Annotated in this window: 24 protein-coding genes and 1 pseudogene; 15 read left to right on the top strand and 10 right to left on the bottom strand. The window is 55.9% G+C overall.

Going from position 1 to position 25792, the window contains the following annotated elements:
* From KGP21_RS08915 to KGP21_RS08940, 6 genes are all read left to right on the top strand, one after another.
* A complete protein-coding gene (locus KGP21_RS08915; protein ID WP_223537970.1) occupies window positions 1-792 on the top strand; it encodes a MaoC/PaaZ C-terminal domain-containing protein in 792 nt (263 codons plus the stop codon).
* A gap of 17 nt (window positions 793-809) precedes the next feature.
* Entirely contained in the window at window positions 810-1058 is a 249-nt protein-coding gene (locus tag KGP21_RS08920) for an acyl carrier protein (RefSeq protein WP_021805305.1), read from the top strand.
* 4 nt (window positions 1059-1062) lie between these two features.
* Window positions 1063-1797, top strand: coding sequence for an SDR family oxidoreductase (locus KGP21_RS08925; RefSeq protein WP_223537973.1), 735 nt, complete (start codon window positions 1063-1065; stop codon window positions 1795-1797).
* 597 nt (window positions 1798-2394) lie between these two features.
* Window positions 2395-3783, top strand: coding sequence for an OprD family outer membrane porin (locus KGP21_RS08930; RefSeq protein ID WP_094982660.1), 1389 nt, complete (start codon window positions 2395-2397; stop codon window positions 3781-3783).
* Window positions 3784-3834: 51 nt separating this feature from the next.
* Entirely contained in the window at window positions 3835-4161 is a 327-nt protein-coding gene (gene chiQ, locus KGP21_RS08935; protein WP_021805302.1) for a ChiQ/YbfN family lipoprotein, read from the top strand.
* A gap of 18 nt (window positions 4162-4179) precedes the next feature.
* Window positions 4180-6843 carry a beta-N-acetylhexosaminidase gene (locus tag KGP21_RS08940; RefSeq protein ID WP_223537976.1) on the top strand — a complete coding sequence of 888 codons (2664 nt, stop codon included), beginning with the start codon at window positions 4180-4182 and terminating at the stop codon, window positions 6841-6843.
* A gap of 182 nt (window positions 6844-7025) precedes the next feature.
* Here KGP21_RS08940 and fur read toward each other — a convergent pair whose 3' ends face one another.
* The 4 genes from fur to ybfF form a co-directional block, all read right to left on the bottom strand.
* Window positions 7026-7472: a ferric iron uptake transcriptional regulator gene (fur, locus tag KGP21_RS08945; RefSeq protein ID WP_021805300.1), complete on the bottom strand. Its 447-nt coding sequence runs from the start codon at window positions 7470-7472 to the stop codon at window positions 7026-7028.
* 326 nt (window positions 7473-7798) lie between these two features.
* Window positions 7799-8338, bottom strand: coding sequence for a flavodoxin FldA (gene fldA, locus KGP21_RS08950; RefSeq protein ID WP_021805299.1), 540 nt, complete (start codon window positions 8336-8338; stop codon window positions 7799-7801).
* A 203-nt stretch (window positions 8339-8541) separates the two neighbouring features.
* Window positions 8542-8829, bottom strand: coding sequence for a LexA regulated protein (gene ybfE / locus KGP21_RS08955; protein ID WP_021805298.1), 288 nt, complete (start codon window positions 8827-8829; stop codon window positions 8542-8544).
* Window positions 8830-9076: 247 nt separating this feature from the next.
* Window positions 9077-9859 (bottom strand): esterase, encoded by a 783-nt coding sequence (gene ybfF, locus KGP21_RS08960; RefSeq protein WP_223537979.1) that lies wholly within the window; start codon window positions 9857-9859, stop codon window positions 9077-9079.
* Window positions 9860-10100: 241 nt separating this feature from the next.
* On the opposite strand from ybfF, the gene seqA reads away from it, so the two are divergent.
* From seqA to KGP21_RS08980, 4 genes are all read left to right on the top strand, one after another.
* Complete coding sequence (gene seqA / locus KGP21_RS08965; RefSeq protein ID WP_223537982.1) at window positions 10101-10643, top strand: replication initiation negative regulator SeqA; 543 nt, start codon at window positions 10101-10103, stop codon at window positions 10641-10643.
* Between the two features lie 77 nt (window positions 10644-10720).
* Window positions 10721-12364, top strand: coding sequence for a phosphoglucomutase (alpha-D-glucose-1,6-bisphosphate-dependent) (pgm, locus tag KGP21_RS08970; protein ID WP_223537985.1), 1644 nt, complete (start codon window positions 10721-10723; stop codon window positions 12362-12364).
* A 189-nt stretch (window positions 12365-12553) separates the two neighbouring features.
* Window positions 12554-13207, top strand: a complete 654-nt coding sequence (locus KGP21_RS08975; protein WP_179248308.1) for a PadR family transcriptional regulator — start codon at window positions 12554-12556, stop codon at window positions 13205-13207.
* Window positions 13207-13515, top strand: a complete 309-nt coding sequence (locus KGP21_RS08980) for a DUF3861 domain-containing protein (RefSeq protein WP_021805293.1) — start codon at window positions 13207-13209, stop codon at window positions 13513-13515. Before KGP21_RS08975 ends, KGP21_RS08980 begins: the two co-directional genes overlap by 1 nt.
* On the opposite strand, the gene kdpE is transcribed toward KGP21_RS08980, so the two are convergent.
* The 6 genes from kdpE to KGP21_RS09010 form a co-directional block, all read right to left on the bottom strand.
* Window positions 13512-14201 carry a two-component system response regulator KdpE gene (kdpE, locus tag KGP21_RS08985; protein WP_021805292.1) on the bottom strand — a complete coding sequence of 230 codons (690 nt, stop codon included), beginning with the start codon at window positions 14199-14201 and terminating at the stop codon, window positions 13512-13514. The genes KGP21_RS08980 and kdpE overlap by 4 nt on opposite strands.
* A gap of 18 nt (window positions 14202-14219) precedes the next feature.
* A complete protein-coding gene (gene kdpD, locus KGP21_RS08990) occupies window positions 14220-16913 on the bottom strand; it encodes a two-component system sensor histidine kinase KdpD (RefSeq protein ID WP_021805291.1) in 2694 nt (897 codons plus the stop codon).
* A gap of 76 nt (window positions 16914-16989) precedes the next feature.
* On the bottom strand, window positions 16990-17559 hold the full coding sequence (kdpC, locus tag KGP21_RS08995; RefSeq protein ID WP_094982674.1) for a potassium-transporting ATPase subunit KdpC: 570 nt from the start codon (window positions 17557-17559) through the stop codon (window positions 16990-16992).
* An 18-nt stretch (window positions 17560-17577) separates the two neighbouring features.
* Window positions 17578-19647 carry a potassium-transporting ATPase subunit KdpB gene (kdpB, locus tag KGP21_RS09000; protein ID WP_021805289.1) on the bottom strand — a complete coding sequence of 690 codons (2070 nt, stop codon included), beginning with the start codon at window positions 19645-19647 and terminating at the stop codon, window positions 17578-17580.
* Between the two features lie 25 nt (window positions 19648-19672).
* Entirely contained in the window at window positions 19673-21361 is a 1689-nt protein-coding gene (kdpA, locus tag KGP21_RS09005) for a potassium-transporting ATPase subunit KdpA (protein ID WP_218519688.1), read from the bottom strand.
* Window positions 21361-21450 (bottom strand): K(+)-transporting ATPase subunit F, encoded by a 90-nt coding sequence (locus KGP21_RS09010; RefSeq protein ID WP_037375124.1) that lies wholly within the window; start codon window positions 21448-21450, stop codon window positions 21361-21363. Before KGP21_RS09010 ends, kdpA begins: the two co-directional genes overlap by 1 nt.
* Before the next feature lie 431 nt (window positions 21451-21881).
* Here KGP21_RS09010 and KGP21_RS09015 point away from each other — a divergent pair, with 431 nt between their 5' ends.
* The 5 genes and pseudogenes from KGP21_RS09015 to KGP21_RS09035 all read left to right on the top strand — a co-directional run bounded on the left by KGP21_RS09015 (window position 21882) and on the right by KGP21_RS09035 (window position 25594).
* Window positions 21882-22088 carry a YbfA family protein gene (locus KGP21_RS09015; RefSeq protein ID WP_021805287.1) on the top strand — a complete coding sequence of 69 codons (207 nt, stop codon included), beginning with the start codon at window positions 21882-21884 and terminating at the stop codon, window positions 22086-22088.
* Between the two features lie 128 nt (window positions 22089-22216).
* Window positions 22217-22382: pseudogene (locus KGP21_RS09020) on the top strand (DUF1722 domain-containing protein); the annotation flags it as partial.
* 23 nt (window positions 22383-22405) lie between these two features.
* The gene (gene phrB / locus KGP21_RS09025) at window positions 22406-23830 is read left to right on the top strand and encodes a deoxyribodipyrimidine photo-lyase (RefSeq protein ID WP_223499113.1); all 1425 of its coding nucleotides are present in this window, start codon (window positions 22406-22408) and stop codon (window positions 23828-23830) included.
* A gap of 22 nt (window positions 23831-23852) precedes the next feature.
* Window positions 23853-24833, top strand: coding sequence for an MBL fold metallo-hydrolase (locus KGP21_RS09030; protein ID WP_223499114.1), 981 nt, complete (start codon window positions 23853-23855; stop codon window positions 24831-24833).
* 17 nt (window positions 24834-24850) lie between these two features.
* Window positions 24851-25594: a type 2 GTP cyclohydrolase I gene (locus KGP21_RS09035; protein ID WP_024529338.1), complete on the top strand. Its 744-nt coding sequence runs from the start codon at window positions 24851-24853 to the stop codon at window positions 25592-25594.
* The last annotated feature ends 198 nt before the right edge of the window (window positions 25595-25792 follow it).

Raw genomic sequence — 25792 nt, forward strand, 5'->3', positions numbered from 1 at the left:
ATGGACCTCACTTATACCGTGCAAGATGCTGAAGCCTGGGCCGCATTTTCTGGCGATTACAATCCGATCCATTTTGATCTGCAACAGGCGCGCAAAATCGGTGTGGCGCAGCTGAGCGTACATGGGATGCGTGCGATGCTGGATATGAAACGCCACCTGAGCACAGCCCTGCTGGCTGCAGCGCCGGATCAGGATGGCTATACCTTCCGCGCACGTTTGCGCCAGCCAGTGTTGTGCCAGACGTCCTATCAGTTGCAGATAGCCAGCAAGGGAAGCTCGGTGACCGGTACGCTGCTGGACAGTACCACGCAGGAACGCTGTTTTAGCAGCACGCTGACTTCGGCACCACTCTTGCCATTGAGTGTTGGCGTGAAGGAACACTCGCTGACGATGGCTGAAGTGATGGCATTAGCCCGCCGATTTCCCGGAGAGGTCTCGGATATCACTCAGACTTGGGGGTTCTTTGATGCGCTGTTATTTCAGCTGTTGGTGCAATCGCCGGCAACGCTGAGCGCAGCGTTTCCCGAACTGGCTGCCGAGACGCTGCTCGACGTGTTCGCGCAGATCCCGGTGGTGCAGACACACCATGAGACCCACTTTAGCGCCCAGCTTTTTACTCCCGATCCCCATTTTCACCTTGCAGAGCGGCTGTACTACCAGATTTCGCCAATGTTGATCATGGGGGATAAACACAGCGGCTGGGTGTTACGGGCGGAGATCCAGGCTAACACGCTGTCGCAACCGCTGATAACAACGGCAGTCACCTTGAAAACCTGGCCGTTGGCCAGTTAAAAACATAAGGATATACCATGGAAAAGTATCAACAAATTTACCTCACCGTCAGCGAAATGATCTGCGACGCCAAAGATCTCGAGATGGACGACCTCTCGCCAGAGATGCCCTTGCATCAGCTAAAACTCGATAGCCTGGATTACGTCGAACTGATGGTGCTGGCCAAGCGTGAATTCGGCGCCACGTTGAGTGCCGAAATGTTTATCGATAAACCCAATATGACACTGGGTGAACTGTGCCAATCTCTGGCCGAACAGCATAAATAAGCCTATGACCAGACAATGGGTATTAGTGACCGGCGGTAGCCGGGGGATTGGCCGCGCGCTGGTGGAAGAGTTGGCCAAACGGTGGAACGTGGTGCTGACCTGCCGTAGCGATCGATCGCCCTCAGCCGAGGTGATTGAGGCCTGTGCCGGCTTGCCTGGCTGGGTGGAAAGCGTTGTTTGCGATGGCAGTGATGAACAGGCGGTGAACCTTGCAGCACCGGAGCTATTGGCCCGCCTCGGAGCGCCTGTGGCGGTGATCCATAATGCCGGGATCGCCCAAGACAGTTTGCATATCCAACAAACGAGCGAGCGCTGGCGGCAGGTGATCGACACTAACCTCAATGCCGTTTTCTACTGGAACCGGCACCTGCTGCCAGCCATGATGGGGCAGGGGGAAGGAGCTATCGTACTGATGTCTTCGGTAACGGGCATCAAGGGCAATGTGGGGCAAACGGCTTACGCTGCCAGCAAATCGGCGATGATAGGCCTGGCCAGGTCGCTGGCGTTGGAGGTGGCGCGCTTTAACATCCGGGTGAATTGCCTGCTGCCGGGGATCATTCACAGCGAGATGACAGACGCGATCCCATCGGAGGCGCTGAAGGCGCTGCGCAAACAAATCCCGCTGCGGCGTTTGGGCAAGGCCAGCGAGGTCGCCAGGGCGGCGGTATTTCTGATCGGCGATGACAGTCGTTATATGACAGGACAGAGCCTGATCCTCGACGGAGGGTTAACTGCCTGACCCACTTGGGACGAACATGTTCGTCCCCTACAAATTTCCGCACCTAGTCCCGTGCACACAAGCTGCACCCTTTTCGGCTTTTTTTATCCCTAAAACCAACCCTCCCTTGCGCTGTTGTTAGCGGTGATCACGCTTGTTTTTTTCTAAGAATTAACTTGGTTATCACTGCGTGTCATTTTTCATCATCTCGACTTATATATTCGCGATGCGAATTAATATCATTTATAGAGCGCTCTCATTTTTAGCGCCAATCGGCGTTTTTCGCGTGCTGAAACCTTTCAATCCACAGGGAATTAGCTTTTTAAAGATTTTATTATCTGATTTTATTGGGGATTATTTATAAATAGTGACCTTACTCATTATTGTAACGAATTATCATCAATGTGTGCACCTTGTCATACTTTGACAAATCTCTCTCACTTTTCATTTGATAATTCGCGTCGCGAAAAATAGTCTAGCTACAGTATCAAGGCCGAGGTGAATTTTATCACCCGGCACAATTTTACCCGATTAGGGTTTTTATATTAGCGACCGTGCAGGGCAGTGGTGAACGCAGGCGGGCGCACTTTAAAGTCAAAGTCAAAGAGGAATTTTCTTATGGGTACGCACGGTGCTCAGCGTAAAACGCTGGCGCTCGCAGTCGCGGGTGCACTATTAGGAAGCGGATTCGTCATGGCCCCAGAAGCGCAAGCGGAAGGGTTTATCGATGATTCTACGTTGACCGGTGGGGTGTATTACTGGCAACGTCAACGCGATCGTAAAGACGTTGAAACCGGTGATTTTAAAACCAACCTCTCTCACTCTACCTGGAACGCCAACCTGGATTTCACCTCCGGCTATGCGGCGGACATGTTTGGTCTCGATGTGGCGGCGTTCACCGCCATTGAAATGGCCGAATCCAGCGAGAGTGGCCACCCGAACGAAATCGCGTTCTCCAGCCGTAACCGTACCTATGATGAAGATTACTCTGGCGATAAAAGCGGTATCAGCCTGTATAAAGCAGCCGGTAAATTCAAGTATGGCCCGGTCTGGGCACGTGCCGGTTATATCCAGCCAACCGGGCAAACGTTGCTGGCCCCGCACTGGAGCTTTATGCCGGGTACCTACCAGGGTGCTGAAGCCGGGGCCAATTTTGACTATGGCGATTCAGGTGCGTTGAGTTTCTCCTACATGTGGACCAACAAATACAAAGCGCCTTGGCACATCGAGATGGACGATTTCCGTCAGAACGATCGCAAGACCAACGTGTCCTACCTGCACTCGCTGGGTGCCAAATACGATTTCAAAAACGACCTGGTGCTGGAAGCCGCGTTTGGCCAGGCGCAAGGCTACGTGAATCAGTATTTCACCAAGGCGTCTTACAAGTTTGACCTGGCTGGCAACCCAATGACCACCAGCTACCAGTTCTACGGCGCAGAAGACCGCATCGGTGATAATCGCGATCCGAACAGCATCTATGATGGTCTGGCATGGTTACAGGCGCTGACCTTCGGTTATACCACCGGCCAGTTCAACTGGCGTCTGGAAGGCACCATGGTCAAGGCGGAAGGTAACCAAGGCTTCTTCCTGCAGCGTATGACCCCGACCTACGCTTCCTCAAACGGCCGCCTCGATATCTGGTGGGATAACCGCTCCGACTTTAACGCCAACGGCGAAAAAGCCGTGTTCGGTGGCGTGATGTATGACCTCAGCAACTGGAACCTGCCTGGCATGGCCGTCGGCGCTTCCTACGTTTACGCCTGGGACGCCAAGCCAAGCACCAACCCGATATACGATCAGAGCCAGCGTCTGAGAGAGAGCGCTTACAGCCTGGATGCGATGTACACCATGCAGGACGGGCGCGCCAAAGGCACCCTGTTCAAACTGCACTTCACGCAGTATGACAACCATTCCGATATCCCAAGCTGGGGCGGAGGTTACGGCAACATCTTCCAGGACGAGAAAGACGTCAAATTCATCGTTATCGCACCGTTCACCATCTTCTAATGCGCCTCCCCGGTGGCCAGGCTGCCGGGGAAATGCCACAGGACTTTAACCATGAAAAAACTGATGCTGATTATGGTCGCGGTTGCCGGGCTTAGCGCCTGCTCGCAGTCGGCCGCGCCACCGGAAGACGTCAAGCTGCGCCAGGCTTACAGCGCCTGTATCAATACCGCGGAAGGTTCACCAGAGAAATTGCAGGCCTGCCAGGCGGTGCTGAACGTGTTGAAGCAAGAGAAACAGCACCAACAGTTCGCTGAGCAGGAAACCGTGCGGGTGCTGGATTACCAAAGCTGCATCCAGGCCGCCCATACCGGCAATGGCCAGGCGTATGACGCCAAATGCGGCAAGCTGTGGAAAGAAATTCGCGCTAACAACAACTGATTACGCAAGAGGTTGCAGATGAACAAGTTTAAGATGAGTGCTCTCGCCGCCCTGACGGCTACCGTTGGGTTATTGGGCAGCGTGGGTTCTGCCATGGCCAACCAGCAGGTGGTTGATCAACTCAGCCAGTTGCAGGTCAATCTGAAGATGTTGGACAACCGTGCCGCCGAGAACGGCGTAGACTGTGCCAAGCTGGGTGCCGACTGGGCGTCCTGCCACAAGGTGCTGATCACCTTGACCAACGGCAATCAGGAAATCAAAGATAAAGACTGGGCGATCTATTTCCACAGCCCGCGCCAGACGCTGAAGGTCGATAACGACCAGTTCAAAATCACCCACATTACCGGCGATCTGTATAAGCTGGAACCGACGGACAAATTCACCAGCTTCCCGGCCAATCAGGCGGTGGAAATCCCGATTATCGCTGAATACTGGCAGTTGTTCCGCACCGACTTCCTGCCGCGCTGGTATGCCACTTCCGGCGATGCTCAGCCGAAGATCCTGTCGAATACCGATACGGAAGATGTTCACCAGTTTGTTGCCCCGTTCACCGGCGACCAGTGGAAGCGTACCAAGGATGACAACAACATTCTGATGGTGCCGGAAAGCCGCTTCACCAAGAACCAGGATCTGAAAGTGTTGCCGATGGCATCGCTGCGTGGGCAAATCATCCCAACCCCGATGGAAGTTAAAGTCCACGCGAAGGATATTGACCTGAGCAAAGGCGTGGCGCTGGAACTGAGTGCCTTGACCAAGCCAGCGGCAGATGCAGCAGCCGAGCGTTTTGCACTGCTGGGCATTGAGAGCCATGCGAACGGTTATCCAATCAAGACGGATATCAAGCCAGCGGCATTCAAAGGCGATCAGGCCGTGCCTGGTGCCTACCAGCTGAAGATCGGCGAGAAAGGTGCCGAGATCGTCGGTTTCGATCAGACTGGGGTGTTCTATGGTCTGCAATCCATCCTGTCGTTAATCCCTTCGGATGGCAGCAAGAAGATCGCGACGCTGGATGCCAAAGATGCACCGCGCTTCCAATACCGCGGCATCTTCCTGGACGTGGCGCGTAACTTCCACCAAAAAGACGCCGTATTACGCCTGCTGGATCAAATGGCAGCCTACAAGCTGAACAAATTCCACTTCCACCTGACCGATGACGAAGGTTGGCGCATTGAGATCCCTGGCCTGCCTGAGTTGACCGAAGTGGGAGGCCAGCGTTGTCATGACCTGAGCGAGACCACCTGCCTGATGCCACAATATGGCTCTGGCCCGGCACCGCACGGTGGCTTCTTCTCCCGTCAGGACTATATCGACATCGTTAAATATGCTCAGGCACGCCAGATTGAAGTGATCCCTGAGATCGACATGCCGGCGCACGCCGGTGCGGCGATTATTTCCATGGAAGCTCGCTACAAGAAACTGCTTGCCGAAGGGAAAGAGAAAGAAGCCAACGAGTTCCGCCTGGTGGATCCGACCGATACCTCCAACACCACCTCGGTGCAGTACTTCAACCGCCAGAGCTACCTGAACCCATGCCTGGATTCGTCCAAAAACTTCGTGGACAAAGTGATTGGTGAAGTGGCCCAGATGCACAAAGAGGCCGGTCAGCCGCTGAAAACCTGGCACTTTGGTGGGGACGAAGCGAAGAACATCCGTCTGGGCGCTGGCTATACCGACGTGAAAAACCCGGAAGCGGGCAAGGGTATCCTCGACCTGAGCAAAGAAGACAAGCCGTGGGCCAAGTCACAGGTTTGCCAGGCCATCATCAAAGACGGCAAAGTGGAAGATATGGAACACTTGCCAAGCTACTTCGGTCTGGAAGTCAGCCAGTTGGTGAAAGCACACGGCATTGACAGAATGCAGGCGTGGCAGGACGGCCTGAAAGATGCCAAAGACTCGAAGGCCTTCGCGACCAACCATGTGGCGGTGAACTTCTGGGATACCCTGTACTGGGGTGGTTTCGACTCGGCTAACGACTGGGCGAACAAGGGTTATGACGTGGTGATCTCTAACCCGGACTACGTCTACATGGACTTCCCGTATGAAGTCAGCCCGGACGAGCATGGTTACTATTGGGGCACCCGTTTCAGCGACGAGCAGAAGATCTTCAGCTTTGCACCGAATAACCTGCCGCAGAACGCCGAAACTTCGGTGGACCGTGACGGTAACCACTTCACCGCCAAGAGCGATAAACCATGGCCGGGCGCATACGGTCTTTCCGCCCAGCTGTGGAGCGAAGTGGTACGTACCGACCAGCAGATGGAATACATGATTTACCCACGTGCCGTGTCGCTTGCAGAACGTGCATGGCACCGTGCAAGCTGGGAACAGGATTACAAAGCTGGTCGTGAGTACAAAGGTGGCGAAACCCATCAGGTCGATACCAAAACCCTTGATAAGGACTGGCTGCGCTTTGCCAACCTGATTGGCCAACGTGAGCTGGCCAAGATGGATAAAGCGGGGGTGAGTTATCGCCTGCCGGTCCCTGGTGCACGCATCATCGGTGGCAAGTTGGAGGCGAATATTGCTCTGCCTGGCCTGGGAATTGAATATTCCACCGACGGCGGCAAACAGTGGCAGCGTTATGACGATAAAGCGCGCCCTGCGGTAGCGGGAGATGTGCAAATCCGCGCGATTAGCCCGGATGGCAAACGCTTCAGCCGTGCCGAGCCAGTAAAAGCGTAAGTGAGAACTCCGCCCGCCTACGTGTCGGTAGGTGGGCTGAGATAGTGCGAGGTGAGAGAAAACTGCAATTGTGATAATTGAGTGGATATTTTTCCCCGGGCCTGTCCGGGGATTTTTTTATCTGTCATTTAGGCATAAAAAAACCGCCGTGTAGGCGGTTTTCGCGTTCTGGCGGGCCAGGATCAGTTCTTGTTGTGCAGCGTTTCGTTCTCGCGGCAATCACCGGTTTCACAGTGGCCGTACAGGTACAGGCTGTGGTTGGTGAGCTTGATACCGTGTTGCTTGGCGATATCGCGCTGACGCACTTCGATGGATTCGTCGCTGAACTCGATCACTTTGCCGCAGTCCAGGCAAATCAGGTGATCGTGGTGGTGCTGCTGAGTCAGTTCGAAAACCGACTTGCCACCTTCAAAATTGTGGCGGGTCACAATACCTGCGTCGTCAAACTGGTTCAGCACACGGTATACCGTGGCCAGGCCAATTTCTTCACCCATATCTATCAGTTTTTTGTACAGATCTTCCGCACTGACGTGATGGCATGCCGGATCCTGCAAGACTTCCAGGATTTTGAGTCGCGGAAGAGTGACTTTTAAGCCAGCCTTCTTCAATGCGGAGTTGTTATCAGTCATGCGGATTCAGTCCTGTTACTATGCTAATCAAGTTGAGGCGTTCTCGCCTATGGCATCGGTTGGCACAAAGCGTTAATTGCGTCTCATTATAGAACCGGTTGCTGCAAATAGAAACCGCCGGTTGTTAACAAACCTATCTTTGCACGTTTACAGGGTAATCATGCAAAGCTTTGATGGATGGGATAAACCGATATCTCAGTCTACCGTGGCGAGGTAGGAAGTTACAAACTTGTAGCTTCTATTGCTCTAATCCGTGATGCCGATAACAGAAGGGCGCGCTTCTACGGCGCCCTTACTATGTGCTACGTATCCGCCGAGGCAGAGGCTTAGCCGACGATCTCGGCCAGGCTCAGCTCTTCACTGATTTGCTTGACCCAGGCGTCTACACGTTCGTTGGTCAGCTCAGGTTGACGATCTTCGTCAATGGCCAGCCCGACAAAGTGATCATCATCAGCCAGACCCTTGGAGGCTTCAAAATGGTAGCCTTTGGTTGGCCAGTGGCCGACGATGGCCGCACCGCGTGGTTCAATGATGTCGCGGATGGTGCCCATCGCATCGCAGAAATATTCCGCGTAGTCTTCCTGATCGCCACAGCCAAACAGCGCCACCAGCTTGCCGTTAAAGTCGATGTCTTCCAGCGTCGGGAAGAAATCATCCCAGTCGCACTGGGCTTCGCCATAGTACCAGGTTGGGATACCGAGCAGCAGGATATCAAACGCTGCCAGATCTTCTTTGCTGCTTTTGGCGATGTCGTGGATTTCTGCCACGTCGTTGCCGAATTTTTGCTGAAGCGTCTTTTGGATCATCTTGGCAATGTTTTCGGTATTGCCAGTGTCGCTGCCAAAGAAAATGCCTACATGAGCCATAGTAAAGATAACCTTTTAATTCAAATGAATGTGTTGCGTAAACGCGGCCTGAGGCGCTGCCAAGGGCAGGCTTGCTCAGCCGTAAATGCGTATCATGCCAGAAATTTGCCCTGAGGTTTTATCGCGTTTATGCGATGCCTCTGCGGAGGTGGAACCGATCTGGCGTCATCCTTAACGCCGTGCCGCGCGTGCGGCGGCAGAGATCAGTGTTCTGGCTGTTCTTCTGCCAGTTGGGCCAACAGCATTTGTTCGATCAATTCGCTGCGGCTGATATTGCGCTGGTCGGCCAGTTTGTTGAGAGCATCTACCGCGTCTGCGTTGATTTTCAGCTCCACACGCCGTAATCCACGCACTTTGTCCCGTCGTAGCTGATTACGCTTATTAATTCTAAGCTGTTCATCACGGGAAAGCGGGTTGGTTTTCGGGCGCCCTGGACGGCGTTCATCTGCGAACAGATCCAGCGTCGTGCGATCCGTTTGTTCTTTTGCCATTGTTGCGCTACTGCAAGGGAGTTTGCATCAAAAAGCGGTTTACGCTTCCAGACGGTTCGATTTACACAATTCGGGCCAATTAACCCTAACCCAAATTCACCCCCAGCCAAGCGCAGCTTCACACCTGGACAGGGTGGCAAAATTATAGCGCGCCATATTACCCCAGCAGATGGAGCGACGACAATGCCTAACTTAGCTACAAACGCGCTAAGCTATTCTCTCTAGCGCGTTTTTTCGCCACTTGGGCTCAGGGCTGGTCAATAAAGCGGTGGATTGCCCGTAATACAGCGTCCGGCTTCTCCGCATGGACCCAGTGGCCAGAACCTGCAACCACATAGGCGCGTGCCTGCGGGAACTGGCGGGCGATGTCATCGCGGTAGCTATCCTGCACGTAAGGCGAGAGGCCACCACGGATAAACAGCGTCGGGTGCGGCCAGGGTGGAACCTCTTGCCAGCCGATAATGTTCTCATATTGCTCGATCAGCACTGGTAGGTTGAACCGCCAACTGCCAGCATGGAAAGATTTCAACAGAAACTGGATCACGCCTTCTTCATGCAGCGTGGCTCGCATGAGCTGCGCAGCTTGCTGACGCTGGGTGATACCCGCATCGGTGACGGCTTGCAGTGCGGTAAAGATCTGGTCATGGCGGCGGGTGTCGTAATCCACCGGGGCGATATCGATCGCCACCAGCCGTTCAATCCGCTCCGGGGCTAGCGCGGTCAATGCCATCGCTGCTTTGCCGCCCATTGAGTGGCCGATCACGATGGCTCGCTCGATTTGCAAGTCGTCTAACAGCGTCAACAGATCCTGAGCCATCGCCGGGTTGGTCATCTCCGCTGCGCGTGGTGACAGCCCGTGATTGCGCAGATCGACCTTGATCACCGTATGCTGTTGGTTTAGGTCGCGCGCCAGTACGCCCAGGTTATCCAGATTGCCAAACAGGCCGTGGATCAGCACGATCGGTAGGTTCGCTGGCGTGGCAGCCTCTGCGGCCAGTAATTGATAATGTAATTTCATGGTGAAGTTCATGATCTTGAGATAATGAGTTAGGTTAACATGACCAGAGAGATTATTGGTTGGTTCGCAGAATTTTGCCGATATTTCATGGTATGGTGAGGGGTTGGCGGCCAAGGCGGTTGGCTAAAGTCTGCTTTTGCCGTTTGGGAGAACATTGTAGTGTTCGCACCCGCGCTTTTAACCTTATAATCCCATGGCTTGAATGCACCAATTGGCTTCAGGTTCATAAGTAGAAAAAACGTACTGGATAAAGATGAAAACTATTGAAGTCGACGAAGAACTTTACCGCTATATTGCCAGCCACACGCAACATATCGGTGAAAGCGCGTCTGATATTTTACGGCGTATGTTGAAGTTTACCGCAGGCCAGCCTCTGCGCACGGCCCCTGTGGTTGCCAGTGGCCAGGCAGAGCCGTCAGCGGCTGCTGTTGCAGCACAGCGTCCGCGCGATCGCGTGCGTGCGGTGCGCGAGCTGCTGCTGTCGGACGAATATGCCGAACAGAGCAAAGCTGTAAATCGTTTTATGCTGGTACTTTCCACCTTGTACACCCTCGATGCGGCGGGCTTTGCCGCGGCAACGGATTCGTTGCATGGCCGTACCCGTACCTATTTTGCTGGCGATCAGCAAACGCTGCTGGCCAACGGAACGCATACCAAGCCCAAGCATGTGCCAGGTACGCCTTACTGGGTGATCACCAATACCAACACCGGCCGCAAACGCAGCATGATCGAACACATCATGCAGGCCATGCAGTTCCCTGCGGAACTGATCGAGAAAGTTTGCGGCACCGTCTAATTTAGCGAACAGCCCGTCACGGTGGCCGTAAGCGACTCATTGCCCGGCCACAGTACTGGCATTTTAGGGAGTAGTCGATGGCTAATGACCCACGTGCCGGGCAACCCGCTCAGCAAAGTGATTTGATCAACGTAGCCCAGCTGACGTCGCAGTATTATGTGCTGCAACCAGAGGCCGGTAATGCTGCACACGCGGTGAAATTCGGCACCTCAGGGCATCGCGGCAGCGCGCTTCGTCAGAGCTTTAACGAAGCACATATCCTGGCGATCGCTCAGGCCATTGCCGAAGTGCGTCGTCAACAGGGCACCACTGGCCCTTGCTACGTGGGTAAAGACACCCATGCGCTGTCCGAACCCGCCTTTATTTCCGTGCTGGAAGTGCTGACCGCCAACGGCGTTGACGTGGTGGTGCAGGAAAACAACGGCTTTACGCCAACCCCTGCCGTGTCACACGCCATCTTGTGCTTCAACCGTAAAGGGGGCGCGCAGGCAGACGGCATCGTGATTACGCCTTCGCATAACCCACCTGAAGACGGCGGCATCAAATATAACCCGCCAAACGGTGGCCCAGCCGATACCAACCTGACTTCCGTGATTGAAAAGCGTGCCAACGAACTGCTGAGCCTCAAGCTGCAGGGCGTGCAGCGTCAATCGCTGGATAAAGCCTGGACTGGCGGCCATCTGCATGCGCAGGATCTGGTGCAGCCTTACGTGGCAGGGCTGGTGGACATTGTCGATATGCCAGCCATTCAGCGTGCGGGCCTGAAGCTGGGCGTCGACCCGCTTGGCGGTTCCGGTATTGCCTACTGGCAGCGCATTGCCGAGCACTATAAGCTGGATCTGACGTTGGTGAATGACTCCATCGATCAGACCTTCCGCTTTATGCACCTCGACCATGACGGCATCATCCGCATGGACTGTTCGTCCGAATCGGCAATGGCTGGCCTGCTGGCCCTGCGCGACAAGTTCGATCTGGCGTTTGCCAACGATCCTGACTATGACCGCCACGGTATCGTCACGCCTGCGGGCCTGATGAACCCGAACCACTACCTGGCCGTTGCCATCAATTACCTGTTCCAGCATCGCCCGCAATGGGGTGCCAACGTTGCCGTGGGTAAAACGCTGGTTTCCAGCGCGATGATTGACCGCGTTGTGGCCGATCTGGGCCGCAAGCTGGTGGAAGTGCCGGTCGGTTTCAAATGGTTTGTTGATGGCCTGTTCGACGGTAGCTTCGGCTTCGGCGGCGAAGAGAGCGCCGGGGCTTCGTTCCTGCGCTTCGACGGCACGCCTTGGTCTACCGATAAAGACGGCATCATCATGTGCCTGCTGGCGGCCGAGATCACCGCCGTTACTGGTGAAAACCCGCAGCATCACTATAACGATCTGGCCAAACGCTTCGGTGCGCCAAGCTACAACCGCATCCAGGCTCCGGCAACCTCCGCACAGAAAGCGGCGTTGTCCAAGCTGTCTCCGGAAATGGTCAAGGCCAGCACTCTGGCGGGCGATCCTATCACCGCGCGTCTGACTTCAGCTCCGGGTAACGGCGCATCTATCGGCGGCCTGAAAGTGATGACCGACAACGGCTGGTTTGCCGCTCGTCCTTCGGGTACCGAAGAGGCTTACAAGATCTACTGCGAAAGCTTCCTGGGTGCCGAGCACCGTGAAAAGATCGAGCATGAAGCGGTCGAGATCGTCAGCGAAGTGTTAGCTTCAGCCAAGTAATCTCTCCTTCGATAATGAAAAAGCGCTGTTTTTACAGTGCTTTTTTTATGTCTGTAATTTAGATATATCTAATTTAAGGTTGCCTCTTGCGTATTTAGATATATCGATCTAGATTATGGCCATCGACGTGGTTTAGATATATCTAAATGCATCGATGCTCATATCATCAATCAAGAGGTAACAACCATGATGTTTAATCGATTTGCACGTCACCTTTCGTATGGTCACCACGACCAACGGGAAGAGGGGCATTGCCACCACCGCCGTGGCGGCCGTCATCATTTTGCTGGCCGCGGGGAACACGGCCGTGGTGGTGAAGAACATGGCCGGGGCGGGCGCGGGCGTCATCGCCTGTTTGAGCATGGCGATCTGCGCCTGGTGCTGCTGGCGCTGGTAGAGCGTAAACCTAGCCACGGCTACGAACTGATCAAGGCGATCGAAGAGGCTTCTTCCGGCCTGTATGTGCCAAGCCCAGGCGTGATTTACCCAACCCTCACGCTGTTGGAAGAGCAAGACTTCCTGGAACCCGCGGTGGCTGGCAATGGCCGTAAGAGCTACCAAATTACCGAACTCGGCAAGCAGGAACTGCAAAAGCATCAGGCGGCCATCGAAGTGATTTTTGCTCGTCTGGCTGGCGCGGGGCGAGACCATCGCCATGAGGGCAATCTGGCCGAAGGGATCTCCGAAGTGATGAATCGCCTGCGCTATCTGCTGCGCGGCAACATGATGCGTGCGGATTTGTCTCAGGAGCAGGTCGGGCGTATCAATCAGGCACTGCTGACCGCCGTGGAGGCTATCGAAGCCGAAATGGTATCGCCAAAACAGCCACAGGAGGATAACTGATGCCAGGCCACCGTTTCCGCATTACCGTAGAAGCCCTGACAGACCGTAAAGGTGAACCCGTCGACAAGCCGGAGTTGGTGTTTGAGGTAGAAAATCACGACGATATTCTGGCCATTGTTGAGCGCATTCAAGGGCGAGAGGATCTGAACTTTGGCGAACAGAACAGCGCGGCCTTTGCCGTCGGGCTCAAGCTGTTCTCAGAAGTGATGATAGAAAACCGCAAGCATCCGCTGTTTGAGCCCCTGCGTGACTCGTTTAAGGCGTTTATGATCGGACTGAAGAAAGGGCCCACATCGTCGCAGGATTAAGGCATAAACCGATAACCGACGCCGGTCTCAGTGAGCAGATGCCTGGGCCGCGCCGGATCGGCTTCCAGCTTTTGCCGCAGATGGCCCATATAGATGCGCAGATAGTGGCTGTGTTCGACGTAATTGGGTCCCCAGACGTGGCTGAGTAGCTGCCGCTGGGTGATCACCTTACCGGAGTTGGCCAGCAACTCGGACAGTAAACGGAACTCGATGGGCGTCAGATGCAGATCTTCACCGTTACGCAAGACGCTGCGGTTGATCAGATCGACGGTGATATCGGAGAAGCTGAACAGTGGGCTTTCCTGTTGGCTATTGGCGTGGCGGCGTAGCGCAACCCGCACCCGAGCCAGCAGTTCACCAATGCCGAACGGCTTGCTGAGATAGTCATCGGCACCCGCATCCAGCGCGGCAATCTTGTCCTCTTCGGCATGGCGTGCGGAAAGGACAATCACCGGCACCGCGCTCCATTGGCGCAGATCGCGAATGTAGTCCAGCCCGTCGCCATCGGGTAACCCCAAATCAAGAATGATCAGATCCGGCTTGCGCGTGCCGGCCTCTATCAGCCCACGCTGCAAGGTTTCACTTTCAAACACCCGTAACCCTTCGCTCTCCAGCGCGGTGCGCACGAAGCGACGGATCTCTTTCTCGTCTTCCACAATCAGAATGTTAGTCGGCGATGTGGTCACGGGGCCTCTACTCTTGGGTTATAAGTCAAAATCTGTTCCATCCAGTTCGGGTGGCTTTTCCAACGGCAGCATAAAGTGGAAGCTGGCTCCGCCTTCGGCGCGGTTCTCCGCCCAGATGCGGCCGCCGTGTACTTCAATAATGGCACGACAAATCGCTAACCCCAAACCGACGCCGGGGATCGCCGACTCTTTATTACCACGGGAGAACTTGTCAAATATCAGTTGGGTCTGTTCCTCCGGTATGCCGGGGCCATTATCCCAAACCTCCACTTCCAGCCAGTCCTTAACTGCGTGGGCGCGGATCCCGATGATAGCATCGGCACCGGCATATTTATTGGCATTTTCCACCAGGTTGGTGAACACCCGCTCTAACAGGCTGCCATCACAGTTGATCAACACCATCTCTTGCGGCAACTCCACCTTGATTTCGTGCAATACCAGCAGCGGTTCCAGCATATGCAGCGAGGCGCCGACGATCTCTTCCAGCGATTGCCACTCTTTGCGCAGGTTAAAACCGCCGGACTGAATGCGCGCCATATCCAGCAGATTGTTTACCAGGCGGGTGGTACTGAGTACCTGCTGGCGGATTTGGCTGGCCTGTGGGGCGTGGCTGGAGCCTTCGGTGGCCAGATCCAGCGTCAGGATCTCTGCCTGACCAAACAGCACGGTAAGCGGAGTACGCAGATCGTGAGAGAGGGCGGCCAGCAGCGAGTTACGTAGCTGTTCGCGTTCGGCATCCAGCTTGGCCTCTTCGGCACTGCGGGCCAGATGCAGGCGCTCCAGCGCGCTGGCGATCAGCACCGCAAAGGTCTGTAACAGCCGCTGTTGCTCCGGCACCATCAACTGACGCAGATTGTTCGGTTCAATCGCCAGCAGGCCAAAGGTCTGTTTGGAGGTGCTGAGCGGCAGCAGTTGGTATGGCACGCCGGGCAGGGTGTCGGTACCGGCCCCGGCGGGTAAGCCTTTGCCATAGCTCCAGCGGGCGATGGCTTCATCGACCGACAGCAAGCCACCTTCTTCACCCACCATCTGTTGCAGGGAGCCATCCTCCTGCGGCAGCAGCAGCACGGTTTTGGCCTGGAAGCTGCTGGAGATAAAATGACGGCTGGTTTTGGCAATATCTTCTCTGCTCAATGCCTGGCTGAGCCCACGGGACATCTCATACAGGTGCCGCGCCCGTTGTTCACGATAGCGTGCCACTCGGGCCTGATAACGTACCCCGGCGGTCAGATTACCAATGGTGATACCTACGGTCAGCATCACGGCAAAGGTCAGCAGGTATTGCATATCACTGACGGCGAACGACCATTCGGGCTGCACGAAGAACAAATCGAAGCTGGCGACGTTGATCACCGCGGCCAGCACCGAAGGCCAGCGGCCAAAGAACAGGGCGACAATCGCCACGCCCAGCAGATAAACCATCACCAGGTTGGCCGAATCAAAGCCCGGCAGTAACCATTGCGACAGCAGCGTGATGATCGCGCACAAAGCCACGGCAACGGCACAGCCCCGCAGCTGGAATCGCCATTTTTCGCTAAAGGCGCGGTTATCATGCTCTTTGGCCTGCGGCTGCGGCGTATCGTTTTCCAGCGCGACAATCACCAGGTCGAGATCCGGCCCAAGCTGGCCAAGACGATCGGCAAAGCTGCCGCGCAGCTTCCAGCGCTGTTCGCCACGGCGGCCAATAATGATTTTGCCCAGGTTATGTTCCCGGGCATAGCGCAGTACCGCGCGTTCTTCAGAAGGATCGGAAAGGGTGGCGGTTTCAGCCCCTAATTCTTGCGCCAGCCGCAAGGCACGCAGGATGGATCGCCGTTGGTTTTCCGGCAGGCGGTGCAGCTTGGGGGTTTCGACATACACGGCATGCCAGTGGCAACCAAGGCGTGCCGCGAGCCTTGCAGCAATGCGCACCAGCTTTTCGCTACCGCTGTTATGGCCGACGCACAGAAGGATGCTGTCTCGGGTGTGCCAGACTTTTTCACGCCCCTGGTTATCGCGGAAGGCCCGCATTTGGTCGTCAACACGGTCGGCGGTGCGGCGTAGTGCCAGCTCACGTAGGGCGATCAGGTTACCCTTTCGGAAGAAATGCTCGATGGCGCGTTCGGCCTGGCCGGGGATATAGACCTTGCCTTCGTTGAGCCGTTGGCGTAGATCGTCAGGGGGCAGGTCTACCAACACCACTTCGGTCGCTTCGTCAAACACGTGGTCAGGCACGGTTTCCCTGACCCGCACCCCGGTGATGCCGCCGACGACGTCATTCAGGCTTTCCAGATGCTGGACGTTCACCGTGGTCAACACATCAATACCGGCATCCAGCAGTTCGTCCACATCCTGCCAGCGTTTGGGATGGCGTGAACCCTGGGCATTGCTGTGTGCCAGCTCATCCATCAGGATCAGGGCCGGATGGCGTGCCAAAGCGGCATCGAGGTCGAATTCCTGCACCTGGCGGCCACGATGTTGGATGCGTTTTGCTGGCAGGATCGACAGCCCTTGTAGCAACGCCGCCGTTTCCTGGCGCCCGTGGGTTTCCACAACGCCAATGAGCACGTCTAGCCCTTGCGCCCGTTGCCGCTGAGCCTCCTGCAACATGGCGTAGGTTTTACCTACCCCGGCGCAGGCACCGAAGAAGACCTTCAGTTTGCCGCGTGGCTTTTCATTGGCTAACGCCAGCAGGCTGTCTGGATCGGGGCGTTGCAGTTCGTCATCCACCATCAAAGTTCCTTGTTTACCCATGCAAAGCGGGTTCGGCAATGCCGAACCCTTTAGCGACGTTTTATCACGTTTGCCGTTATTTCAACGCATCCAGCGCCATATTCAGCTTCAGCACGTTGACCACCGATTCCCCCATAAAATTAGGCGTGGCGCGATCGGTGTTTTCATCAATCAGTTTGGCAATCTGTTCCTGCGGCAACTGACGAGCGTTGGCGACACGTGCTAACTGGTACTTGGCGGCCGCCAGTGAAATCTGTGGATCCAGGCCACTGCCGGAGGCGGTCAGCAGGTCGACCGGGATCGGCCCGCTCATCGCCGGGTTAGCCTGGCGCAGCTGCGTTGCCCGCTCACCGATCGCTTTATCCAGCGCCGGGTTGGTGGCGGCCAGATTACTGCCGCCGGATGCCAGCGTATTATAGGCCGAATCGCTGGTGGCAGAAGGGCGACCCCAGAAATACCCCGGTTGGGTGAAGTTCTGGCCAATCAATGCCGAGCCGACTGCTTTATCCCCTTGATAGAGAAGCGATCCATTGGCCGTACCGCTGAACAGTAACTGTGACAGCCCGGTAGTGAGTAATGGGTAAGCAATACCGGTGATCGCCGTCAGCAGGATCAGCATAACCAGAGAAGGACGTAAATAAGACATCATAAATTCCTCGTTATCTTAGCCGGCCATATTCAGCGCGGTCAGCAGCAGGTCGATTAGCTTGATGCCCACGAACGGCACCAGCAGGCCACCCACACCATACAGCCACAGGTTACGGCGCAGCAGTGCGGCGGCGCTCATTGCCTTATAGCTCACCCCTTTCAACGCCAGTGGGATCAGGAAGACGATCACCAGAGCGTTGAAGATCACCGCCGACATAATCGCCGAGGCGGGGGAGTGCAGTTGCATCACGTTCAGCGCATTCAACTGCGGATAGGTTGCCGCGAAGGCTGCCGGAATAATGGCAAAGTACTTCGCTACGTCGTTGGCGATACTGAAGGTGGTCAGTGAACCGCGCGTCATCAGCATCTGCTTGCCGATATGCACCACTTCGATCAGCTTGGTCGGGTTGGAGTCGAGATCGACCATGTTGCCCGCTTCCTTGGCCGCCTGCGTCCCCGAGTTCATGGCAACCGCCACGTCGGCCTGCGCCAGTGCAGGGGCGTCGTTGGTGCCGTCGCCGGTCATCGCAACCAGGCGTCCTTCCGCCTGATACTGACGGATCAGCGCCAGTTTGGCCTCTGGCGTGGCTTCCGACAGGAAGTCATCCACACCGGCTTCGGCTGCGATGGCGGCGGCGGTCAGGCGGTTATCCCCGGTGATCATCACCGTCTTGATGCCCATCTTGCGCAGTTCGGCAAAGCGTTCTTTAATCCCGCCTTTGACGATGTCTTTCAGCGCCACCACCCCTAATACGCGTGGCCCTTCGGCGACCACCAACGGCGTACCGCCGGTACGAGCGACGCTTTCCACCAACTCATCTACCGCACGTGGGAAGTGGCCATTGTTGGATTCGACGTGGCGGCGAATGGCATCTACAGCCCCTTTACGGATCATCCGGTCCTGCACGTTGACGCCGCTCATGCGGGTTTGCGCAGAGAAAGGCACGAAGGTGGCGTTTAACGCCTGCAAATCACGTTCGCGCAGGTTGAAGCGCTGCTTGGCCAGCACCACGATACTGCGGCCTTCCGGCGTTTCATCGGCTAGCGAAGAGAGTTGGGCGGCATCGGCCAGCTCTTGCTCTTTTACCCCCGGTGCCGGCAGGAATTCGGACGCCTGACGATTACCTAGGGTGATGGTACCGGTCTTATCCAACAGCAATACGTCAACGTCACCGGCGGCCTCAACGGCGCGCCCGCTGGTGGCGATCACGTTGGCACCCAGCATACGGCTCATTCCGGCGACGCCGATAGCGGACAGCAGCCCACCAATGGTGGTCGGGATCAGGCAGACCAGCAAGGCCACCAACACGGTGATCGACACTATGCTGCCGCTGCCTGCGGCTTCCACGCTGTATTGCGAGTAAGGGAATAGGGTTGCGGTCGCCAGTACGAACACGATAGTCAACGCCACCAGCAAAATAGTCAGTGCCACTTCGTTTGGGGTTTTACGGCGTTTGGCACCTTCGACCATCGCGATCATGCGATCGAGGAAGGTTTCCCCCGGGTTGACGCTGCACTGCACCACCAGCCAGTCGGACAGAATACGCGTCCCGCCGGTCACGGAGGAGAAGTCACCGCCGGATTCACGGATCACCGGTGCAGATTCACCGGTGATGGCGCTTTCATCGACCGAGGCGCCGCCTTCCAGCACTTCGCCGTCGCAAGGGATGGTGTCACCGGCTTCCACCAGCACGATATCCCCTTTACGCAGGCTCTCGGCCGAGACTTTCTCGGTAGCGCCATCACGCTTCGGCGTGGCGAGTTTCTTTGCCCAACTGGTTTTCTTGGTGCCCTTCAGGCTTTCTGCCTGAGCCTTGCTGCGTCCTTCCGCCAGCGCCTCGGCGAAGTTGGCGAACAGCACGGTAAACCACAGCCACATGGCGATGCTGCCGGTAAAGGTCGCACTACCTTCGGCGTTGCCTGAAAGCACCACCAGCCAAATGACCGAAGTCAGGATACTGCCGAGGTACACCACGAACATCACCGGGTTACGCCACTGAACGCGTGGGTCCAGCTTTTTCACCGCATCGATCAGCGCGGTACGCATCAGTGCCGGTTCAAACAGTGCGCGTTGTTTGCGAGTCATCTTGTTCTTCTCTCTGTTATGACTGTTAATTGGCCAACCACAGTTGTAAATGTTCGGCTACCGGGCCTAGCGCCAGTGCAGGGACAAAGGTCAAGGCACCGACCAGCAGGATGGTGCCGACCAACAGGCCGATAAACAGTGGCCCGTAGGTTGGCAGCGTACCGTTGCCCGCCGGTTGGCGTTTTTTGACACACAGCGAACCCGCAATGGCCAGCACTGGCAGGATCACCCCGAAGCGGCCAACAAACATCGCCAAGGCCAGCAGCAGGTTGTAGAACGGCGTGTTGACGCTCAGACCAGCAAAGGCGCTACCGTTGTTGTTGGCTGCCGAAGAGAAGGCGTACAGCACTTCACTGAAGCCATGCGCCCCTGGGTTGAGGATGCCAGTACGGCCGGCGTCGGTAGCAATCGCCAACGCGGTGCCCAGCAGTACCAAGGTCGGCGTCACCAGGATCGCCAGCGCGGTCATCTTCATGTCATAAACATCGATCTTCTTACCGAGATATTCCGGCGTGCGGCCAATCATCAGCCCGGCGATAAATACCGTCAGCAGCACGAACAGCAGCATGCCGTACAGGCCGGAACCGACGCCGCCGAACACGACCTCGCCAATCTGCATCAGCCACATCGGCACCATGCCACCCAGCGCGGTAAAGGAGTCATGCATGGCGTTGACGGCACCGCAGGAGGCCGCAGTGGTCACCACCGAGAACATGCTGCTGGCGAGAATGCCAAAGCGGGACTCTTTACCTTCCATATTGATGTTGCTGCTACTGCCAAGCGCGCTCAGATGCGGGTTGCCAGCCAGCTCAGCATTCATCACCACGATCACCGCAACGATAAAGATCAGTGCCATGGCCCAGATCAGCGCGTGACCCTGGCGGTTTTCACCGGCCACCTGACCAAAGGCGAAGCACAGGGCGCAAGGGATCAGGAAGATCGCCAGCATCTGTACAAAGTTGGTCAATACGGTTGGGTTTTCAAACGGATGCGCCGAGTTGGCACCGAAGAAGCCGCCACCGTTGGTGCCGAGCATCTTGATCGCTTCCTGCGAGGCTACGGGTCCCATCGGCAAGGTCTGCTGTGCCCCTTCCAGCGTGGTCACATGCAGGTAAGGCAGGAAGTTCTGCAACGTCCCCTGGCTGACGAAGAACAGCGCGATCAGCAGAGACAGTGGCAACAGCACATACAGGGTAATGCGCAGGATATCGATCCAGGCGTTACCAATGGTGGCGCTGGAACGGCGTGCAAAGGCCCGGATCAGGGCAAAGGCAACGGCGATACCGGTGGCGGCAGACAGGAAGTTCTGCACCGTCAACCCGGCCATCTGGCTGAGATAGCTGAGGGTGTTTTCCCCGCTGTAGGCCTGCCAGTTGGTATTGGTGACGAAGCTGACGGCGGTATTGAACGCCAGATCCCAAGATAAACCGGGGAACCCTTGTGGGTTGAGCGGTAAGGAACCCTGTGCCATCAGCAGTACCAACAGCAGCACTAAACCGAGGATATTGAACCACAGGATCGCCAGTGCGTATTGCCACCAGGTCATCTCGGCGGTGTCATTACCGCAGCAACGCCAGACGGCTGCTTCCACATGGCGCAGGACCGGTAGTGGCTCTCCCTCGATCAGGCGAGCTATAAAGCTGCCCAGGGGACGAGCCAGCACCAGAAGCACCAGCACAAAGCTGGCGATCAACAAGAAGGCTGAAGCTGCCATCAGAAGTCCTCCGCATTAAACAGGGCATAAACCAGATAGCCCAACAGCAGCAGAACCAACAGCGCACCACCAATAACGCTGAAACTCACGGGACACCTCCAGAGGTGTTGTTTTTGATAGCCTGAGTGTAGGGAGGGCAGTAGAAAGAAGATGAAAAAATAGCGGGGCCGGGTGTAAAAAAAGTATAAAAATGATTGAAATAACGGCAGAAATTGGCGGTTTTATACGCAGGAAGGGCGTGGGCGGATGGGTTGTTGGCGTAAAAATCCGTTAAATGATCCCAGCAACGCCAAGAAACCACAATGTAACTAATGTTAAGTTAGTTATTAACCTTGATGTAACAAAATTACGTTACGGAGGCCTTTTTTGTGCTCTTTTTGCGCATTTTAGTGGTCGGATGAGTTGTAAAATTACAACCTATGCGGTAATATTTTGCTCAGTTTCCATTTGGTCATCATTTATCGTTTCGCATTGCGTCGGGTCCTGACAACCTGGCGCGGATGTTTTTAAGGAGGTTCGTATGTCTAACTACCAAGCCTATCCGTTGCATCGGGTCCTCCTGCGCCGTAGCGCAGTGATTCTGATCGGTGTTCTTGCCTTGCCGGTGATGCTGTTCCGTGCCGATCGCGCACGTTTTTACAGCTATTTACACCGCGTCTGGTCAAAAACCAGCAATAAACCGGTCTGGCTGCAACAGGCAGAAACGGCGTCCTGCGATTTTTATTAATCCTGGCCCGTTGCACTACTACGAACCCTCGCCCCTTTGGCGGGGGTTTTTGCGTTTTAGGCCGCACTAACGCACTAAATCCTCTACACTTCTAGCATTAACCCGTTGGTGGGAGACAAGATATAGCGCAGGAACTGGCCAGGCTTATCGACCACTATCGCCAGGGGATGCAACCGCTGCTGGCACCGATTACCGATTACGCTGTTAAAACATGACATGGCCGAATATCCTGATAGCTATCTGGCGCAACAGCGCTATTTTGAGCCCTATCCGGAGGCGTTGTGCCTGCGCTAGGCCATTAACCTGCAAGGAGTGTTATGACCACGCATCTGGTCTGGTTGCGTAACGATCTACGCATTACCGACAATAAAGCCCTCTCTGCCGCCTGTAGCGATCCGCAAGCCAAGGTGCTGGCGGTATTTATCGCTACCCCCGCGCAATGGCGCCAGCACCATATGGCGCCACGTCAGGCGGCGTTTATCCACGCCAATCTGTTGCAGGTGCAAGCGGTGCTGGCGGCTCGGGGCATTGAACTGATTTGCCATCAGGGCGACGATTTTGCCGGTTCGGTTAACTGGCTGGTGGAGTTCTGCCAGCGCCAGCAGGTTACGGCCCTATATTATAATCGTCAGTATGAAATCAATGAGCGTCAACGTGACGCCCGCCTTGAGCAGGCGTTGGCCGGGCAGGTGAGGTTCCACAGCTTTGATGATAGCCTGCTGTTGCCTCCCGGTAGCGTGCAAACCGGCAACGGCGAGATGTACAAGGTGTATACGCCTTTTCGCAAAGCCTTTCTCCAGCGGTTGGCCGAGACCGACGTGAGCTCTCTGCCAGCACCACGCCCGCGTGGGGAAGCCGTTGGTTTTACCGCAGCGGTGGCATTCGATTATCCTTTGGCTGAGGTGGGAGAGGGCTATCCCGCAGGTGAAGAGGCTGCATTACACAGGTTGCGCGCTTTCTGCCGAGAGCGGGTGCAAGACTATGCGACACAGCGCGATTTGCCCGCCATTGCCGGCACCAGCAATCTGTCACCCTACCTGGCTATTGGCGTTATCTCTCCCCGCCAGTGTGTCAACCGTCTGCGCGTCGAGTGCCCCGATGTGCTGGAAAATCCGCAAAGCGGTGCTTTCAGTTGGCTTAATGAGCTGATCTGGCGAGAATTTTATCGTCACCTGATGGTAGCGTATCCTGCGTTATGCAAGCACCGTCCCTTTATCGCCTGGACGGATAAGGTATGCTGGCAACGCAACGACGCGGCGTTACTGGCCTGGCAACAGGGCAATACCGGTTACCCGATTGTCGATGCTGCCATGCGTCAGCTCAATCAAACCGGCTGGATGCATAATCGCCTGCGGATGATCGTGGCCAGCTTCCTGGTCAAGGACTTGCTGATCGATTGGCGCGCCGGTGAACAGTATTTCATGTCCCAATTGCTGGATGGCGATCTGGCCGCCAACAACGGTGGCTGGCAGTGGGCCGCCTCTACCGGCACCGATGCCGCACCTTATTTCCGCATCTTTAACCCGACCACTCAGGGCGAACGTTTTGATCCAAAAGGCACTTTTATCCGTAAATGGTTGCCTGAACTGGCGAATGTACCGGACAATGAGCTCCATCAACCCCATCGCTGGGCGGAAAAGCAGCAGCAGGTTCTGAATTATCCGCCGCCGATAGTCCAACACCAGCAGGCTCGGCTGGAGACGTTGGCGGCTTTTGAAGCGGCCAAGCGAGGGGGACATTAAAGTAACAGCAAGGAGCTTCCTGATGATGAAGAAACTACTGGCCTTGTGCCTGGGCGGCTATTCCGCATTGGCCGTGGCCGGTTTTGACGTAGTGGCGCTGGGCGTCGACGGTGGCGTCAGTGACGGTAATCTGACTTCTTATCTGATCCGCAGTGATAACCAGACGCAGTATCTGGCACTGGATGCCGGGACGTTGCTGCCGGGGATTGCCAAAGGGCTGGAAAAGGGCAGTTTTCCGCAGGTCACGCCCGAGCTGGCCGCTCCCTTAACTCCGCAGGGCTATATTTTCCGTCAGCTGATTGGCGGTTACTTCATTAGCCATGGCCATCTGGATCACGTGGCTGGGTTGATCCTTGCTTCACCGGAAGACAGTAAAAAAACCGTTTATGCACAGGCTGATACCGTATTGACGCTGCGCAATCATTATTTTAACTGGAAAGCCTGGCCCAATTTTACCGATGCCGGTAATGGCTCGCGGCTAGGCACTTACCGCTTGCAAACGGTGCGCCCGCTGCAGCGTGTGACTCTGGGCCTGACCGGTTTGAGCGGGGTGATGTACCCACTTAGCCACGATCGCTACCCCTCTTCGATGTTGCTGGTGGCCGACCGTGAAGGGTCATTTGCCTACTTTGGCGATACCGGGCCGGATGCGCTGGAACAGTCACGCAATCTGGATGGCGCCTGGCGCGTACTGGGGCCGCTGATTGAGCAGAAGAAGCTGAAGGGCATGATTATCGAAACCTCTTACCCGAACGAGGTGGATGACAAGCATCTGTATGGACATCTGACCCCGGCCTGGCTACTGAAGGAGCTGAAAAACCTCCAGCAGTACAGCGGCGGAGAGGGATCGTTAAAAGATCTGCCGGTGATCATCAGCCACATCAAGCCCAGCCTGAAACAGGGGGAAGATGTGCGTGCTACCATCAAGCAACAGCTGGATCAGGGCAACGATCTGGGGGTGAAATTTATCCTGATGGAACAGGGCGATCGGCAACAATTTTGAATGAGAGTGAGATGACTATGCATAACCTCGATCTGGAACATCTGATCAACAGCGAACTCAACTGTGCGGCCTTCCAGGACTACGCGCCAAATGGCCTACAGGTGGAAGGGCGGGCACATGTGCAGCGTATCGTGACGGGAGTGACGGCCTGCCAGGCGTTGCTGGATGCGGCGGTGGAACATCAGGCGGATGCCATAGTGGTGCATCATGGTTACTTCTGGAAAAACGAAGCACCCGCGGTGCGCGGCATGAAGCGTAACCGGCTGAAAACTCTGCTGAGCAACGATATCAACCTGTATGGCTACCACTTGCCGCTGGATGCACACCCGGAACTGGGGAATAACGCGCAGTTGGCAAAGGCGTTGGGCATCCGCGTGATCGGTGAGATCGAACCTTTGGTGCCGCACGGCGAATTTGAGCAACCGCTCAGTGCGGGTGAATTGCAACAGCGTATCGAGAGCCGTCTTGGCCGAGCGGTGTTGCACTGTGGCGATAATGCCCCGCAGGCAATCCGTCGGGTGGCCTGGTGTACCGGTGGCGGCCAGGGATTTATCGACAGCGCGGCGCGATTTGGCGTTGATGCGTTTATCAGCGGAGAAGTTTCTGAGCAAACTATTCATACGGCGCGGGAGATGGGCGTGCACTTTTTTGCCGCCGGCCATCACGCGACGGAACGTGGTGGGATCAAGGCGTTAGGCGAGTGGTTAGCGCAACATCACGGCTTTGACGTCACCTTTATCGATATCCCCAATCCGGCCTAATTTGCCTATGGGTTCGGTAAAACGAACCCTTTAGCGCCGCTAATCCCTTATATTCCCGAAGGTTGCTCTCTTGACAGCCGACGTTACGTCCCGCATAACTGATACGCTTTTCAAATAATAAAATACCCTGTGAACTTCAAGTTGCTACCCAGTGACCCGCTCATTCGTTCGTGAGCGGTCAGTCATGCTGCGGCTTGA

Origin of the sequence: Serratia sp. JSRIV004 (assembly GCF_019968705.1) — a bacterium.
GTDB lineage: Bacteria > Pseudomonadota > Gammaproteobacteria > Enterobacterales > Enterobacteriaceae > Chania > Chania fonticola_B.

Coding starts and splice junctions, on each gene's coding strand:
- KGP21_RS08925 (WP_223537973.1), top strand. CDS start 1,063: ATGACCAGACAATGGGTATTAGTGACCGGCGGTAGCCGGGGGATTGGC.
- ybfE (WP_021805298.1), bottom strand. CDS start 8,829: ATGGCAAAAGAACAAACGGATCGCACGACGCTGGATCTGTTCGCAGAT.
- KGP21_RS09030 (WP_223499114.1), top strand. CDS start 23,853: ATGATGAAGAAACTACTGGCCTTGTGCCTGGGCGGCTATTCCGCATTG.
- ybfF (WP_223537979.1), bottom strand. CDS start 9,859: ATGAACTTCACCATGAAATTACATTATCAATTACTGGCCGCAGAGGCT.
- KGP21_RS08920 (WP_021805305.1), top strand. CDS start 810: ATGGAAAAGTATCAACAAATTTACCTCACCGTCAGCGAAATGATCTGC.
- KGP21_RS08940 (WP_223537976.1), top strand. CDS start 4,180: ATGAACAAGTTTAAGATGAGTGCTCTCGCCGCCCTGACGGCTACCGTT.
- fur (WP_021805300.1), bottom strand. CDS start 7,472: ATGACTGATAACAACTCCGCATTGAAGAAGGCTGGCTTAAAAGTCACT.
- pgm (WP_223537985.1), top strand. CDS start 10,721: ATGGCTAATGACCCACGTGCCGGGCAACCCGCTCAGCAAAGTGATTTG.
- KGP21_RS08930 (WP_094982660.1), top strand. CDS start 2,395: ATGGGTACGCACGGTGCTCAGCGTAAAACGCTGGCGCTCGCAGTCGCG.
- kdpA (WP_218519688.1), bottom strand. CDS start 21,361: ATGGCAGCTTCAGCCTTCTTGTTGATCGCCAGCTTTGTGCTGGTGCTT.
- KGP21_RS09015 (WP_021805287.1), top strand. CDS start 21,882: ATGTCTAACTACCAAGCCTATCCGTTGCATCGGGTCCTCCTGCGCCGT.
- seqA (WP_223537982.1), top strand. CDS start 10,101: ATGAAAACTATTGAAGTCGACGAAGAACTTTACCGCTATATTGCCAGC.
- KGP21_RS09035 (WP_024529338.1), top strand. CDS start 24,851: ATGCATAACCTCGATCTGGAACATCTGATCAACAGCGAACTCAACTGT.
- kdpC (WP_094982674.1), bottom strand. CDS start 17,559: ATGTCTTATTTACGTCCTTCTCTGGTTATGCTGATCCTGCTGACGGCG.
- kdpD (WP_021805291.1), bottom strand. CDS start 16,913: ATGGTGGATGACGAACTGCAACGCCCCGATCCAGACAGCCTGCTGGCG.
- KGP21_RS08975 (WP_179248308.1), top strand. CDS start 12,554: ATGTTTAATCGATTTGCACGTCACCTTTCGTATGGTCACCACGACCAA.
- fldA (WP_021805299.1), bottom strand. CDS start 8,338: ATGGCTCATGTAGGCATTTTCTTTGGCAGCGACACTGGCAATACCGAA.
- chiQ (WP_021805302.1), top strand. CDS start 3,835: ATGAAAAAACTGATGCTGATTATGGTCGCGGTTGCCGGGCTTAGCGCC.
- KGP21_RS08980 (WP_021805293.1), top strand. CDS start 13,207: ATGCCAGGCCACCGTTTCCGCATTACCGTAGAAGCCCTGACAGACCGT.
- phrB (WP_223499113.1), top strand. CDS start 22,406: ATGACCACGCATCTGGTCTGGTTGCGTAACGATCTACGCATTACCGAC.
- KGP21_RS08915 (WP_223537970.1), top strand. CDS start 1: ATGGACCTCACTTATACCGTGCAAGATGCTGAAGCCTGGGCCGCATTT.
- kdpB (WP_021805289.1), bottom strand. CDS start 19,647: ATGACTCGCAAACAACGCGCACTGTTTGAACCGGCACTGATGCGTACC.